Genomic DNA, 15561 nt, shown 5'->3' with positions numbered 1-15561 from the left:
CTCGACCCGCCGCGAGTAGCCCCTTTGACTCAAGCGTAACAACAAAAAAGTGCTTAACCTTTTCGGGCTAAGCACTTTTTAATCACTGCAAACAAGGTTCAAATTTAAACGATTTTGATTAAACCAATAACCTTAATCAGTTGGGTGACGTTTGCCCTTTTTATTCTTCATTGGGTCGCCGTCATAGCCTAATGCTTGCCAATCAAGGCGCTGACCTTTGTTATGGCAATCGCTACATTGTAGGGCTTGCTCTTTAGGTGAAACCATGTGATTGATACGCCACCACATTTCAGTTTCCACAAAGCCATGTTCACCGCTATAACTGAGGCCTTTGTCTTTCATGGTGGTATTAGCTTCCATGCCAAGTTTTGATGCTAAGTCCCAATCGAACTTGTCCCAATAGCCATTTTTACCAAACACTTTAGGGGTAATTAAAATATTCAATTTGCTGTCGAATATCTGTTTACCAGTATGGACTTTAAACGGGTAGATTTTGGCTTTGCTGTCATTGATATCACCCAAAGGATAAGTGAGTTTTATCACCTGAGCTGGATCAATTTTATCACCCGCCATATAGGCATCAGCTTTACCGTTAAACCAAGCATATTGCGGCGGCACCATTTTTTGCCATTCAAAACTCCCTTTCTTATTCATAAAGGTTTTTTTGCCGTTTTTGTCTTTGGTTTCAGTTAACTCTTGCCCTGCTGTTGACCAGTCCCAGCGCATTTTTGTTGGCTCATTACGAGCAAAAAATGGGATGTGACAGGTTTGACAGGCGACCGCAGCAGTATGAGTATTAAGCTTTTTATTGTCATGGGGCGCACTGTCATGGCAGTTTTCACAACCAATGGGGTTTTCTCCCCCCGGTGACACGCCCATGGCATTGCCAGAGATTTGATGACTTGCAGTGGTATGACAGGTTTGGCATTGGAAGTCATTGCCGTCAGTGTCCATATGCACATCGGTATCTTTTTCAGGATATGACATGGAAGAGTCTAAATCCCCATGCTTCACCGCGTCACCACCGCCACCATAAAAATGGCAAGTACCGCAGTTATCTCGAACCGGTTGGCCGACATTTTGTGCTACCCGCTCAAGATTCACTTTCGCCATCGCTTCACCCGCGCCTGCAGGCTCTTTGATATAAGTTCCTGTGGTGTCATGGCACACTAAACAATCCACTTTAGTCATATCAGTAAAGTCAAAGCTGTTGTCTTTCCAGCCATAACCCGCATGACAACTGGTGCAGCGCGGCTCGTTACCACTAATGGAGACACAAAAATTATTGATACTATTTTTTTTACCGCGCTTCACAGTGCGGCCTGGTAATTCTTGCTCTAACTCCCAAGTCCAATGGGAAGATTTCATAAACTCTTTCGCATGGTCTTCATGGCATTCAATACATTGCTCAGTGACGTCAGAGCCTTGGGTAAACGGCCCCTCAATCACTTCTTTATGGTCAAATTCTGCATAGGCCATCTGACTGCAAAAAGCTAATGCGACAACTAGTCTGATAGTTTTCATATAAGGCTCCTAGCCCCTGCCACGCAGGGGCACCATATTTAGAAATTAACCGTTAATGATGCATTTACATCATAAGCAGTATCAACAACAGGCAACATGGAATAGGCAGAGCCTGCAATCACATCATCAATTTTTTGCGGTGCGCCCACTGGAGTGCCACTACCTGTGTATTCATAGTCGTAATACAGCCCTGCAACCTTGATAAACATTTTAGGATTGATATCAAAGATGTAATAGGCTTCAGCAACATGGCCGCGAGTGGCTAATTTGCTGCCAATTGGGTCATCTTGAGCTTGGGTGAACGGCGTCCAATATTCAGAGCCATAGTTATATTCAAGGCCAAATTTACCCATTGGTGCAGGCATTTGGAAACCAACATAAATACCATAGCCGTCTTTTGTTGAGGCATCATCAGCAACCGTTGGCATCATAATGATTTCAGTACCAGTGCTGTTAAGCTGCGCTTCAAAAACGGCATCAGATAACATGCCACCAAACATACCGCTGTTGCCATTTGGCTCAGCGCGAGTCCAGCCTAATGAAGCAAAGGCTTTAAAGTCTTCATCACTTTCATAGGCATAACCCAAACCACCTAAGTACATATCACCAATCACGCCACTGGGTTGTACGCGGGTGACAAAGTTAAAGTTGTCGAACTTTTGCATATCTTGATACATGGTTGGCGCAAATATACCGGCCAACTGAGTTGGAAATGCCATGGTGCCTTTGAAGCCATCATTAACATCTTTGGCGCCAAATAAGGTGAACTGTAAGAAGTGGTTACCATCGTTAATGGCATCAATATTAAAGCCGCCTAAATGGGTATCTTTGGTGACGATATCGCCAAACATTTCGCCATTGCCCCACTGAGACTCAAAACCTTGGCCATAGCAAAAGCGCACCACTTGGCCATCAATACCAGTAATTTCACCGAGTTTGTAACCTAAAGTGGCGCCGTCAAAGTTAAAGTTAACTAAATGACCAGATGGGGTACCGCCACGCATTTCGTTTTCACGGTAATGACTTGGTGGGCCGTAAGTTGATGGACGACGACCAATTGACAGGTAAGTTTGACTGCCACCGATATTACGCCAGTCAAAATAGGCTCTTTCCACTCTGAGCCAATCACCACTGGTATTGCCACTACTGGTGCCATCCATGGTGAATGAGCGCCATGAATCAAACACTTGTGTGCCAGTTGAATCGCCCCAGTTTTTATACATAGATAAACGACCCGCAAAGCTGACGTTATCCCACACTTTAGCTTTCATATTTAAGCGTAAACGAGTGGTATAAAGTAAGTCATTGTCGATGTCTTGAACTGTTTTAGGCGCGAGTACATAGGGCATAACACCTTGTAATTGGCCACTTTGAAATGCTTGAGCTAAAGCAGGATTGGTCGCCATCATTTGCCCAAGTGGTGAGTCAGCGCTAGTAGGGTCGCCAAATGCTCCTGACATGGCTTTGGCGCCAAAATCTGAAAAATTAACATTAATGGCAGGATTCCAAGTCACATCTTGATAGTGCAATGAATGCACTTTGGTTCTAAAGTCACCTGTGATAGTTAATCTATCTAAGGCGCTATGGCGCTCAGTTTTATCCACCCGTGAATTAAGATCGTCAAGCTCTTCGGTTATTTCGGTTAATTGCTGTTTTAGCTCTGCCATTTTTTGAGCATCATCATTGGCTGATGACGGTGCTGCGGCCATGGCCGCACCACTAAACGCTAATGCATTAGCAACGAGTATTGATATTAAGGTACGCATAATTTGGCTTCCTTTTATTTTGCCTAAACCATCCAAATACATAGGTTTAGGCTAAATTTTGGCTGCAGAAATCCCTGAGCGATAAACTCAATTTTTCTGATTTTTATCTGGATTAACTGATGGTGTTGCTGGCTTATTCTGACTTTTGCATTAAGTCTAAGCCGCCATCAGGACGCACGATTTCCGCTAGCCGCAGGTTTGTGGCTGATCAGAGTCCGCTGCGTGGTCATATAAAAACTGCTGAATATCTTTCAGATCTTTTTCTGATAGGGCTTTGAATACTTCAGGCTTAGCCTTATGTTGATCGCGCTTGAAAAATCTGTCCCACTGGCTCATGGTTTTTGCCATTGGGGTTAACTCAGGGCCTTCGGTGCCGACACTATGGCAAGCTTTACATTGTTTTTTATACAGATGTTTACCCTTTTTAGGGTTGCCGCCATCAGCTGCAAAACTGCCGCCAATCATGCACATTGCCACTAAGGCTACTGTCATCGCTATTTTTTTGTTCATCATTACTACCTCATCAATTTTTCTTTAGTTCTTTTTATCAATCAAGACAAACCAAATCTTTAATGCCTTGTTAAAGATGTTACTTAAAATAGGTAGACATTAATTTGACCTTGATCATATTCATGAGATAAATCTAATTGATAAAAACATAATTGAATAAAATCTAATTGAGCGAGTAATAACAATACTGATTTTTATACTTTTTAAGTATTAGTAAGTTGTGAAAAACTTAGCTAGGGGGTGAATGAGTACAGCAGTGAAATAAAATGACGCAAGCTATAACCCGAAAATCAACCACAAAAAAAGTCGCCAATAAGGCGACTTCTTCAGCGTATTAGTTACAGTAAGGTTAATCGTCGCTAAGTTCGTTTATCGGTAACCAGTTCACTTTAACCCCAGCTTGTAAAAACATATCTTGGCTAATTTTAATCTTGTCGCCCCAGCGAGACAAAAAGTCTGTGCTTTGCTCAGGGCAGAACACCCCGGTTATCCCGGTTTGGATAATCTTGGCAGCACAGTTAGGGCAAGGAAAATGGGTCACCCAAATATCACAACCATCTAAATCTCGCTTAGCAAATAAAATGGCATTTTCTTCCGCATGCAGGGTTTTAAGTAGCTTCATATCACGGTCATCGGTTTCTGCACTGTCAGAAATACCATGGGGATAACCATTAAAGCCAACAGACACTATACGGTTATGCTTGGTGATCACCGCGCCCACTTGGGTAGAGGGATCTTTACTCCAAGAGCCTACCAGTTCTGCCATTTGGAAAAATCGTTTTGCCCATTTTGAGATCATAGTAATAGCCTTTTAAGGTGATGATGTTTTTAGCTAAGTAACTGAATTCATCATACCTAATGTTGTTAACATTCTCACCTTTTCTACAGTAAGATTGTTGAATATTGGCTGTTTTCATCTGCGTAGCTAGCAAAAATATAAATACTGCCGACTGATTTGTGCGTTACTGCGCCACAAGTTGTTATTTGGACTAGCCAATAGCCCCAATAAAGCTTAGGATCTTCAGCAGGCAAACTTAAGGATTGGAGTACATATTCATTATGGGTATTAGAGCGATTATCGTAGATACAGCGGGCACCACCACTGATCTAGATTTTATTCAAGATGTACTATTTCCTTATTCAAAAAAGGCTATGGGTGATTTTCTAGCGCAAAATCAACATAACCCGCTAGTTGAATACTGTATCAGTGATGTACGCGACTTAGCATTAGAAGCAGACGCTTCAATTGAACGCGTTACTGAAATCCTCTCTCAATGGATTGATGAAGACCGCAAAGCTACGCCATTAAAAACCTTACAAGGGTTAATTTGGAAGCAAGGTTATGCCGCTAACGAGTTTACAGGCCATATCTATCCAGATTTTATTGATGCCATGCCAGGCTTAGAAGCGAGCAATATTCGTCTTTATAGCTTTTCGTCAGGCTCTGCTGAAGCGCAAAAACTATTATTTAGCCACAGCGATGCGGGTGATTTAACCCCTAAATTTAGTGGCCATTTTGATACCCGTACCGGTAACAAATTAGACAAGCAGGCTTACTGCAATATCTTAAATACCATCAGCTTGAGCCCTAAGCAGGTATTGTTTATCTCTGACGTGGTAGAAGAGCTAAAAGCCGCTGAAGCAGCAGGTCTACATACCCGCCATATGGTGCGTTTTGAAAACCAAAAAACGGCTAAGTTTGCACAAATCAAAAGCTTTGCTGAGTTAACCATTGATTAAGCATGGTTAACGACCATAAAAAAACGACCTTGATGGTCGTTTTTTTATGGCTTACGTCTTACAAAATAAGCTATCTAAAACCAGCCTTCAAATTTGCAAAACCACTTATTGGGCCGAATAATAAGACGCTGGAAACGCAGGAGAAATACACTGCTTAACTGTAAATGTGTAGCCGTATTTACCTTTCTCTTTATCAGCGCTAATCTCTAAAATTTCATAGTCATTAAGCTCAACCACTTTACTGTCTTTAATGTGCTCACAACGAGAAAATTGGTCAGCTTCAAAATAATACACAAAGCCTGCTACCATGCTTCTTACCAACACTCGGTAAGCTTCACGCACTAAGTCATAACGGCGCTCAGTATTTTCATCGCTAAAGTTAATATTAAATGAATCAGCGGCCTCAATATCTTCGGTTGATTCTCCGGTAATATCTTCAATCAGCTGCTTAGTCTTTTCAAATTCAACTTCTTCAAAGCCAACTTGTTCAGGTGTTGATTGTTCAGAGGTAGGCTCTGCTAAATCTGCAGTAATATCCGCTGGCGCTAAATTACCCTGGTTAATTTCAGCGATAGAATTACCCGTCATATCTTTAACCAGCTGTTCAAGCTCTTGGGGGATTTTCTCTTCAGCGATTGGCTTTGCAGGAATTGGCTCTTGCGTTGTAGGCTCTGGCGCTTTAACAACATTTCTTCCCTGCACACTGGCTTCTTCTTTTAATAAGCTCGCCATTCTGGCCTTGGGGTCAATGCTATCAAAACTGTGTTCAAAATCTCCCAGCAGCAAGATATTGGTCAGCACGATATAAGCCAGGATCACCCGTAACAAAATAGTCCGTTTACGGTAATGCTCGCTGTTGGTAAAGCTAATCGCTTTCACACCAACCAATTTAAAAAATGGTCGAAATACAAAATATAGTGGGATAGCAAACTGAAGCAGCATTAAAGCGATGCCACTGATCACCACAAACCACACAGGCATATACAGCAGCACCACTAAATTGTGGGTATAAGCTAAGTGCTGAGCCGAAATACCGGTGACTTCATTCACCACGGTACCAGCCCATACTAGTGAAAAGTTAGCTATCACCGCATAAAATAATAATAAAAAGGCTTTGCCGGCCAAACTATGCCAGGTTTTAGTAAATAGTGGCCAAAACTCGACCATCATCGCAATCATGGCAATGATAGCCACTAAGGTGAAACCATCAAAAACCAGCATCAGCAGAAACGCAATAAAGTATAGCTTTTGCGCCACGGTGAGCTTGCCGATAACGGTTTTAAAGTAGGTGATAATAGCGCCTGGCAAGGCGCGCCAACTATTTATGGGTTCGCTGATTAGCTGCTGCAAGCGAGCATAGTTTAAGGATTTCAAGTTCTGCGCGTTCCCTAGCAATGACATCATTATTAATCATCAAAGCATATTGGCAAATCGATAGCAAAGAATTAGCCGAGGTTGTTGAATTTACTGCCGACTGATATGCTGCACAAAATTCAAACAAACGTTTAAATAAAGTGGTGTTATGGAACAGTTTATCGCGCAAAACTCAATTATTACTGAAATCCCTGTAGCATGGGGAGAAATGGATGCATTAAATCATGTCAATAATGCGGTGTATTTCCGCTATTTTGAGACGGCCAGAATTGATTTTTTCAGTCAAATAAACATGATGAAAGAGTTAAAGGAAACTTCGGTAGGGCCCGTTCTTAGTGAAACTCAGGCGAAATTTAAGCGCCCAGTGACCTTTCCTGACACGCTACTGGTTGGCATCACTATCAGCGATATTAAACAAGACCGCTTTATGATGCATTACCGTGTTTTTAGTAAAGCCCAACAAGCGATTACCACTACAGGCAGCGCAAAAGTAGTGATGTTTAACTTTAAAACTGGCCAAAAAGCCACTCTGACTGCTGAATTATTAGCAGCATTAGAGCAGCATGGCGAATAGCTTAATGCGACATTTAAGCTAGCTTACTCTGCAGGGCCAGTTAGTTGCGCTAATTGGCTTTTTACTGCATCAGTTAACGGCTTACTCTTTTCTGCTTGATAATCGTAATGCACCATAGTGGTTTTTGCCTCCGCTGTTTGGCGACCATTTTGCCAACAGCTTTGGGCTATCTCAAAACTGCTATTACCCACTCGGCTCACGTAGGTTTTTACCGTTACTTCAGCGCCATAAAAAGTCGGAGCGTTAAAGGCTATCGTAAAACCAGCAATAATCATGTTCCACTTCGACAAATCTTGGCCGGGATTCACAATCTCAAAAATCGGATCACGCGCCGCTTCAAACCACACTGGGATCACTGTGTTATTGATATGGCCTAAAGCATCGGTTTCGCAAAAGCGTGGAGTAAGGTTCATGGTAAATTGAGTATCAGACACTGGTAAATCCTTCTTATTATTATTTTTAGCTGTTATTAGCAAAAATGCAGTTATTAAAGCGCTTTGATTAAACAGCCGTTATCAAATTTGGCAGCCGATAGCTTAAGCGACCTTTGTGTTTGAGTCACTATTAAATAATGTCCATAAAAAAGGGAGCTATCAGCTCCCTTTTTTTATTCTTTTAAAAACTTAAATTAATAAGCTTTGCCGTACATGGCATTGATTTCACGGTCATATTTAGTATAAATCTTCTTACGACGTAGCTTCATGGTAGGGGTTATTAACCCTGACTCCATTGAAAATGCTTCCGGCAATAAAGTAAATTTTTTGATTTTTTCAAATCCAGCTAGCTCATGCTGTAGCTCTTTTAAGCTTTGCTCAAAGTGCTCAATCACATATGAGTTTCGCAGTAGCTCAAGTGGCGATTCGTAAGTAATGCCTTTTTCTTTAGCCCACGCATCTAACGACTCAAATGCTGGAACGATTAAAGCTGATACATAGTTGCGCGCATCAGCGATAATTGCAACTTGCTCAATAAGCGGACTACAGCTGACCTTACCTTCAACTCGCTGTGGTGCAATATACTTACCGTTTGAGGTTTTCATTAACTCTTTAATGCGATCGGTAATATATAAGTTACCTTCAGCATCTAGCATGCCGGCATCACCGGTTTTTAACCAACCATCTTCAAAAGCTTCTGCGGTATCTTGTGGACGATTATAATAACCACGCATTACCGTTTCACCGCGAATGAGAATTTCGTTGTTGTCGCCAATTTTAACTTCCATTGCATGTAATGGCTTGCCGTTTGACCCCGATACTCGGTTATCTAAGGTATTACAGGTTACTGTAGCGCAGGTTTCTGTCATGCCGTAACCACATAAAATAGGTACGCCAATGCTATGGAAAAAACCGCCGACATTAACATCTAACGCAGCGCCGCCAACAGGCATAAACTTAAGGCGTCCACCCAATACGTTTTGCAATTTACTAAAGACTAATTTGTTAGCCAATTTCCACTGCGTAGATAAAGCAAAACTGGCACGTTTACGGCCTTGGCTTACTTCAAACTGACGCGCACCCACGCCGATTGCCCAATTAAATAGCTTCTGGCGGATCGCTGGTGCTGTACTGACTTTATCATGCACGGCGCTATACACTTTTTCTAAAAAGCGTGGCACCACACATAAAGTATGAGGCCTAACCGCAGCAATGGCTTCTTTAACGCGGTTGGTGTCATTTAGATATACATTATGACCGCCGCGGCAAAGTACGTAGAAGGTCCAACCACGCTCAAATACATGGCTTAATGGTAAAAAGGCTAACGATACATCACCTGATTTAAAGGCGATTTCAGCATCATGCTGCTCAACCATAGAAGCGATATTACGGTAATCCAGCATCACACCTTTTGGGTCACCTGTGGTGCCTGAGGTATAAATAAGGGTCAGTAAATCATCAAGGCTGGTTTGTGATAAACGAGACTCTAGCTCGGTTGCACTTGCTGGCGAGGTCTCAGAAATTAATAAGTCATCAAAATGAAAATGCTCATCTGATACTAATGCGACTTGACTGTCGAATACAATCACGTGCTCAACACTTGGGCATTGAGCTTGAATTTTACGAGCGGTGACATACTGGCTTTCATCACCAGCAAAAATAACTTTAGCGCGAGCATCGTTAACGATAAACACCGCTTGTTCCATTGTACTTGTTGGGTATACAGGTACGACAACAGTACGGGCTTTTAATGCGCCGATATCAGCACAGCTCCACTGTGGGCTGTTTTGCGCCACAATGACAACTTTGTCCTGGGCTTTTAGTCCAAAGTCGATCAACAGTTGTGCGACTTTGTTGGTAATAGTATCAAACTGGCTCCAAGAAACTTTATTCCATGGAGCGGCCATCTCAAATCCTTCGAGGGCGATTTTATCTTTTAATGCTTGGCTTTGCTGCTGTAGCAGTCTTACTAAGTGAAATTTTTCAAGAGACATTACTAACCACCTTTAAGCTTACAAGTGTTCCGCTTTTGCGGGCATTCTACTGCAAGCCATCAGGAATAATAAGCGTTTTTAGTCTAAATTAAGCGCAATTCACAGTTTTAGGTCGATTTTTACATTTGCGCAACAGGTTTTTCCCATAACTTGTCTTTGTTGATAACCAGCAAAATAGCCATTAACACCAGTAACTCGATGTCACCGCAATAATATATTGGCTCAATCTCGCCCTGCTCTGGTAACTGCAACAAGACACTCGCTAACCATATAAGCTGTATGAGTATGATAATTAGCGACTGGCTGTGGTTTACTATATTGATCAACTTATCTAACAATTGTCATCGGACAATGTAGCCTTACAACTTGCGATATTGTGGCTTTAAAGCGACTACCAGCAAAAAAGTAACCTCATTATTCGCGTTATAGTCATTAACAAGCGCTGTTGAGGCTTACAAAATGGACCCGCTAAACCCTGTTTCGCACTAAAATTTGGCAATACAAATACACTTGAGGTACATAGACAATACTGGACACGTGTTCGATAAATTAGTGAACACACCGCCAGTAGCTAACAGGTGATTAAGTCATAATGCTCAAATAACCTTAATTGACAGCTTCATAGTGAGCTTATAAATAAGTACACTCTAAGTAATTGACAGCAATGTTATTTAGAATCAATTTAAGAATTTACAACATGACTGCTATCGCAGTGCGAGTTAAAGCTACAAGTTAGAGATTTTCAGCATTTATTAAAGCTAAAAATTGCCGTCGGATTAACTGTGAGGTCCTTTGCCAGCCTCCTTAACGACGGTCGCACTTAAGCAAGCAGTCATGATTTATCCATAATCATCATGAAATGCAAAAAGGAAAGATGTCATGAACATCAACCAACTAATGTCACAAGGAGAGTCAGACATGGTTAACCAACCAATAAAGGTGGGCAGCAAAAAGCGTTCGTCTTTATTACTTTCGGCGCTAAGCATCAGTATTGGTCTAAGCGTTGCTATGAGCATCTGTAGCTTGGGGCTTAGTAGCGCCGCTTTGGCTGATGCTAGTCAAAACAAGATTGCAGTAAGTAACAGCGACATCTTATCTAGCTGCTACCTCGATGGTTTATCAGAGCAAATGCAATGTGGCTCACTTGAGCTTGCTGAAAACCCAGCCAAACCTGATGGCAAACAAATTGCGGTTCATTACGCAGTATTGCCAGCCATCAAGCCCAGCTTTAAAAAACAAGCCATGCTCGCCATTGCAGGCGGCCCTGGTCAATCGGCCATTGAAAATGCCGCGGGCTTTGATCGCATGTTAGCCAAAGTACGCCAAGATAGGGATATATTACTGATAGATCAGCGCGGCACGGGCCAATCAAACCTGCTGGCTTGTGATGATGACAATATGTCGATGCTATCTTTTAATGATGACGATATTGATATCACCAAAGACACCCAAGAATGCCTTGATAACCTTGATGCCGATGTCAGCCAATATGGCAGCTTAACTGCACTAACCGATTTTGAAGCCGTGCGTCAGCATTTAGGTTATGAAAAACTGCACCTTTATGGTGTATCTTACGGTACCCGCATGGCGCAGCTTTATATGCGTGAATACCCGCAAGCCATAGCCACAGTAACCTTAGATGGCGTTGTGCCAATGCAGCAAAGTGTTATCGCCATTGGCAGCGCTATTGACCGTGGCTATGATTTATTATTTAAAGATTGCCAGCAAAACGCCCAATGTCAGCAGCAGTTCCCTGAGTTGAAGCAAGAGTTTGAAACAGTAGACTCAGCCCTAGCTAAAGCGCCTATTATTACCCAAACTCGCGACCCACAAACCGATGAGATAGCCAGCTTTACCCTCACTCGCGGTAAATATAATGGCGCTATCAGAATGGCGTTATATATGCCCAATATTCGCGCTTTAATCCCTCATGCTATTCATCAAGCGGCATTAGGGAATTACCAACCAATACTTGGAATTTACACCCTGACAGCTGATAGCACAGGTATCGCCATGGGCATGCACGCTTCTGTCGTGTGTGGTGAAGATATTCACCGCATTACCGATGATATACGCCAGCAAGCGCAAAACTCTTATATGAGTAGAACCATGCTCGAAGGCTTAGAAGCGACCTGTAACGTGTGGGCAATTCCTGCGGTAGATGACAGCTTTAGTGACGCCATTGAAAGTGATATTCCAACGCTTTTATTATCAGGTGAGTTAGATCCAGCAACACCGCCAAGCTGGGGCGATATGGCCACTGAAAAATTGACTAATGCGAAGCATTTTACCTCTATGTATGCGACCCACGGCGTGGCCTATCAAAGCTGTGGGAATGAGTTAATCGCCGATTTAGTCAAGTCAGGTTCAATTGACGGTATCGATGCTGAATGCCTTGAACAAGACACCCGCCGCAGCTTTTACCTCAATGCCAATACTGTTGAAACCATTCCAGCAGGGGAAGAATAATCATGATTACCGTATCTAATCTCTCGAAGAAAATTGGTGACGTACAAGCGTTAGACAACTTAAGTTTCAGTGCCCATGACGGCCATATTACTGGCCTACTTGGCCCCAATGGCGCAGGTAAAACCACCTGTCTGCGCACAGTATTTGGCTTACTCGCTGCCGATGAAGGTCATGCTGAAATCGACGGTATTGATGTCGCCAAAGAGCCCACTAAAGCCAAAGCCCAGTTAGGCTTATTTCCTGATCCATTTGGCCTCTATGAGCGTTTATCTCCTAGAGAATATATCAGTTATTTTGCCCAACTTAGCGGCATGTCAAAAGCTGATGCTAAGCAAGCAACCACTAATGTGATTGCACAGCTTAAGCTAGAAGATATTGCCGATAGACGTTGTAAGGGGTTTTCCCAAGGTCAGCGGATGAAAACAGCATTAGCCCAGGCCATAGTCCACCAGCCAACTAATATTATTTTGGATGAGCCAACCCGTGGTTTGGATGTGATGAGTACCCGCTTACTGCGTGACATTCTAATCGAGCTTAAAGAAGCCGGTCATTGTGTGCTGTTCTCAAGCCATGTGATGCAAGAAGTCGCCGCGCTGTGTGACCAAGTGATTGTGATGGCCGACGGTAAGGTTGTTGCCACTGGTAGCCCTGCCGAGTTATGCCAGCAAACAGGCGAAGACTCATTAGAAGAAGCCTTTATAAAACTGATTGGAACTGACGAAGGGATCGCAGCCTAATGAAAACCATATTAGCCATAATTGAAAAAGAACTTATCCCGTTCAAAAGTAAAATGCAGCCAGCAAATAACCCCGCATTGATCAATCTTGATTTCAATACTGACAAAGGAATGCCAGCCTAATGAAAACAGTGATAGCTATGGTTCAAAAAGAACTGATTGATGCAATGCGTGACAAGCGTTCGGTGATGGCGGGATTATATTACGCCATTGGTACACCTATTTTAATGTGCGGCATGTTTATGGTGCTTATTGGTCAGGTTACCAGCCCAGAAGATCTCAACATTAAAATCAGCAATGCTGACAATGCCCCTGACTTAGTGCGCTTTTTAAATAATCGCGGTATTACCCATACTGATGATAACGACACCAAAGAAATAGAGCTGCTCATCAGTGCTGACTACGCCGTGCAAATGGCGGCTGCAAAGCCTGCTGAAGTCACTCTGATTGCCGATAACTCCAATGAAAAACTGCAAAAATCTATTCGCCGGGTAGAAATGCAATTGCAAGCCTACAGCGGTGAAATGGGCAGCTTACGCTTAATTGCCCGCGGCATTAATCCTGCTGTAGTGCAGCCGATTAAAGTGATTGTGGAAGATCGAGCAACACCCGACTCAAAAGGCGGCTTTATTCTCGGCATTGCGATTTTTACCATGATTTATTCGGTGTTTATCTCAGGAATGAACCTTGCTATTGATACTAGCGCGGGGGAACGTGAACGTAACTCGCTGGCATTACTGTTAAGCCACCCGATTAGTACCCGTCAGTTAGTGCTGGGCAAAATCATTGCCGTTACTTGCTTTGCTTTACTGGGCTTGCTGCTGATCTTGCTGGTATCTAAATTCGCTTACACCTTCGTACCTTGGCAGGAACTGGGCTTTAGCGTCAACATCTCGCCTGACTTTATGGGACTGATGCTATTTATCGGCATTCCACTCGCCATCATGGCGGCAACACTGCAGCTGTTTGTGTCATTTATGGCAAAGAGTTTTAAAGAGGCCCAGTCTTATTTAACCATGGTGTTATTTGTACCGCTGGCATTATCCATGGCCGCCAGTTATAACATCGCCCCAGATGTACTTGAGTGGCTTCCGGTTTCAGGCCAGCAGCAAGCGTTAATGGCGTTTATTAAAGGCCGTGAAGTGCCTATGTTGCAGCTGTTAGTTTCATCAGCTGCCACCATAGTGATTTCAATCGCCCTTGCACTAGGGTTAGAGCGACTACTTAAAAGTGAAAAAGTGGTCTTTGGATTGTAATGCCTGTTAATTAATCATTTGAACATGACTGGCTCAAGTAACATCGAGCCAGTCATGTTCAATCATCTACAAGGAGTTTACACTGAAACAGGCAATGAACTTAAGCAGCTGATTAATTGACTGTAATTGTCATAGACTTCGTCATCATGAATAACCAGATTAAGGTTACCAACGGATATTCATATTAAATTTTTGCCTGTATGCCCTAGGGCTTAAGCTGGTGAGTTGAATAAACAGCTTTCTAAATGAACTGACATCCTCATAGCCGACCCGCTGAACAATATGCTCAATGGCAAGATCGGTAGTTTCCAGTAAGCGTTTCGCCTCATCCACACGTAAGTGCTGCATATAACTGGCTGGGGTTTCATTAACCGCTTTTTTAAAGCGTCTAATTAAGGTGCGTTTACCCACTGCAAATTTATCGGCAATGTCATCCAATGACCAATGCTGACTCAAATCTACTTGCATCCATAACTGCACCTTTTGGATCAGCTCATCATTATGTTGCTCAGGATTAATAGACATGGTCATAAAAGGCTGTTGAGAGCGATTGGGGTCAATCAATAATATCTTCGACATCTGTTGCGCCAACTCCTCGCCAGCCAGCATTGATACCAAATGCAGCGCCAAACTTAAATTTGAGGTAGTCGCCCCAGCGGTGTGAAACTGACCATCAGACACAATGAATGTATCCATACTCAAATCAACTTCTTTAAAATTGCGCTCAAACATTTCCCTTAGCCACCACACCGTCGTGGCTCGCCTTTGGTTAAGTAGCCCCGATGCCGCTAGCAATAGTGTCCCAGAACAATAAGCCGCTAACGGTTTTTCACTTTCCACAAAGGTGGCTAGCGGCGCAAACAATGGCTCAAAATCGGTTAACAGCGCTTGAAACTCCTGCCGATTGGTCACAAAAGAGGCTGCCAAAATAACCGCATCAGCTTGCAAAATATCTTCAGGATGCTCAAAGCCTTTGGCAGGAATTTCGAATCCTTGGGTGGTTTTAACGTTTTCGCCATCACTGGAAATGACCTGACAATGGAATAAGTCTTCAGTCACCTCGGCATGCATCCGCCGCCAATAACTATTACAGAAACTGAACACATCGAGAAAACTGACTAAACCACCTGCGACAACATTACCCGCAGCAAGAATGTAAATCCTTTTCATGATAAACCCCAAAC

Annotated in this window: 15 protein-coding genes; 6 read left to right on the top strand and 9 right to left on the bottom strand. The window is 42.9% G+C overall.

The window, feature by feature from the left end; genetic code table 11:
- Positions 1-132 precede the first annotated feature (132 nt).
- From AB4140_RS07190 to AB4140_RS07175, 4 genes are all read right to left on the bottom strand, one after another.
- Positions 133-1524 (bottom strand): tetrathionate reductase family octaheme c-type cytochrome, encoded by a 1392-nt coding sequence (locus AB4140_RS07190; protein WP_372000365.1) that lies wholly within the window; start codon positions 1522-1524, stop codon positions 133-135.
- A 38-nt stretch (positions 1525-1562) separates the two neighbouring features.
- Entirely contained in the window at positions 1563-3290 is a 1728-nt protein-coding gene (locus tag AB4140_RS07185) for a DUF3373 domain-containing protein (RefSeq protein ID WP_303460968.1), read from the bottom strand.
- A 186-nt stretch (positions 3291-3476) separates the two neighbouring features.
- Positions 3477-3800, bottom strand: coding sequence for a c-type cytochrome (locus AB4140_RS07180; protein ID WP_372000418.1), 324 nt, complete (start codon positions 3798-3800; stop codon positions 3477-3479).
- 349 nt (positions 3801-4149) lie between these two features.
- On the bottom strand, positions 4150-4599 hold the full coding sequence (locus AB4140_RS07175) for a dCMP deaminase family protein (RefSeq protein WP_102435917.1): 450 nt from the start codon (positions 4597-4599) through the stop codon (positions 4150-4152).
- A 260-nt stretch (positions 4600-4859) separates the two neighbouring features.
- Here AB4140_RS07175 and mtnC point away from each other — a divergent pair, with 260 nt between their 5' ends.
- The gene (mtnC, locus tag AB4140_RS07170; protein ID WP_076541452.1) at positions 4860-5540 is read left to right on the top strand and encodes an acireductone synthase; all 681 of its coding nucleotides are present in this window, start codon (positions 4860-4862) and stop codon (positions 5538-5540) included.
- A gap of 105 nt (positions 5541-5645) precedes the next feature.
- Here the strand turns inward: mtnC and AB4140_RS07165 are convergent, their stop codons facing one another.
- Positions 5646-6914: a hypothetical protein gene (locus AB4140_RS07165; protein WP_372000363.1), complete on the bottom strand. Its 1269-nt coding sequence runs from the start codon at positions 6912-6914 to the stop codon at positions 5646-5648.
- A gap of 148 nt (positions 6915-7062) precedes the next feature.
- Here AB4140_RS07165 and AB4140_RS07160 point away from each other — a divergent pair, with 148 nt between their 5' ends.
- Positions 7063-7488 (top strand): thioesterase family protein, encoded by a 426-nt coding sequence (locus AB4140_RS07160; RefSeq protein ID WP_303502778.1) that lies wholly within the window; start codon positions 7063-7065, stop codon positions 7486-7488.
- 23 nt (positions 7489-7511) lie between these two features.
- Here AB4140_RS07160 and AB4140_RS07155 read toward each other — a convergent pair whose 3' ends face one another.
- The 3 genes from AB4140_RS07155 to AB4140_RS07145 form a co-directional block, all read right to left on the bottom strand.
- A complete protein-coding gene (locus AB4140_RS07155; RefSeq protein WP_303502779.1) occupies positions 7512-7922 on the bottom strand; it encodes a thioesterase family protein in 411 nt (136 codons plus the stop codon).
- 194 nt (positions 7923-8116) lie between these two features.
- A complete protein-coding gene (locus AB4140_RS07150) occupies positions 8117-9916 on the bottom strand; it encodes a long-chain fatty acid--CoA ligase (protein ID WP_372000361.1) in 1800 nt (599 codons plus the stop codon).
- Between the two features lie 119 nt (positions 9917-10035).
- Positions 10036-10170 carry a hypothetical protein gene (locus tag AB4140_RS07145; protein WP_372000359.1) on the bottom strand — a complete coding sequence of 45 codons (135 nt, stop codon included), beginning with the start codon at positions 10168-10170 and terminating at the stop codon, positions 10036-10038.
- Positions 10171-10834: 664 nt separating this feature from the next.
- On the opposite strand from AB4140_RS07145, the gene AB4140_RS07140 reads away from it, so the two are divergent.
- The 4 genes from AB4140_RS07140 to AB4140_RS07125 are packed head-to-tail and all read left to right on the top strand — an operon-like array spanning position 10835 to position 14377.
- Positions 10835-12385 (top strand): alpha/beta hydrolase, encoded by a 1551-nt coding sequence (locus AB4140_RS07140; protein WP_372000416.1) that lies wholly within the window; start codon positions 10835-10837, stop codon positions 12383-12385.
- A gap of 2 nt (positions 12386-12387) precedes the next feature.
- Complete coding sequence (locus tag AB4140_RS07135; protein ID WP_102435907.1) at positions 12388-13122, top strand: ATP-binding cassette domain-containing protein; 735 nt, start codon at positions 12388-12390, stop codon at positions 13120-13122.
- Complete coding sequence (locus AB4140_RS07130) at positions 13122-13244, top strand: hypothetical protein (protein ID WP_277869075.1); 123 nt, start codon at positions 13122-13124, stop codon at positions 13242-13244. The genes AB4140_RS07135 and AB4140_RS07130 overlap by 1 nt, the downstream gene beginning before the upstream one ends.
- Positions 13244-14377 carry an ABC transporter permease gene (locus AB4140_RS07125; RefSeq protein WP_372000357.1) on the top strand — a complete coding sequence of 378 codons (1134 nt, stop codon included), beginning with the start codon at positions 13244-13246 and terminating at the stop codon, positions 14375-14377. Before AB4140_RS07130 ends, AB4140_RS07125 begins: the two co-directional genes overlap by 1 nt.
- A 165-nt stretch (positions 14378-14542) precedes the next feature.
- Here AB4140_RS07125 and AB4140_RS07120 read toward each other — a convergent pair whose 3' ends face one another.
- Positions 14543-15547: a GlxA family transcriptional regulator gene (locus AB4140_RS07120; protein ID WP_303502783.1), complete on the bottom strand. Its 1005-nt coding sequence runs from the start codon at positions 15545-15547 to the stop codon at positions 14543-14545.
- Between the last annotated feature and the right edge of the window lie 14 nt (positions 15548-15561).

The organism is Shewanella sp. 10N.286.51.B2 (assembly GCF_041469265.1).
Taxonomy (GTDB): domain Bacteria; phylum Pseudomonadota; class Gammaproteobacteria; order Enterobacterales; family Shewanellaceae; genus Shewanella.
The sequence above is the reverse complement of the archived record's forward strand: the minus strand, read 5'-3'. Positions and strand labels throughout refer to the sequence as shown.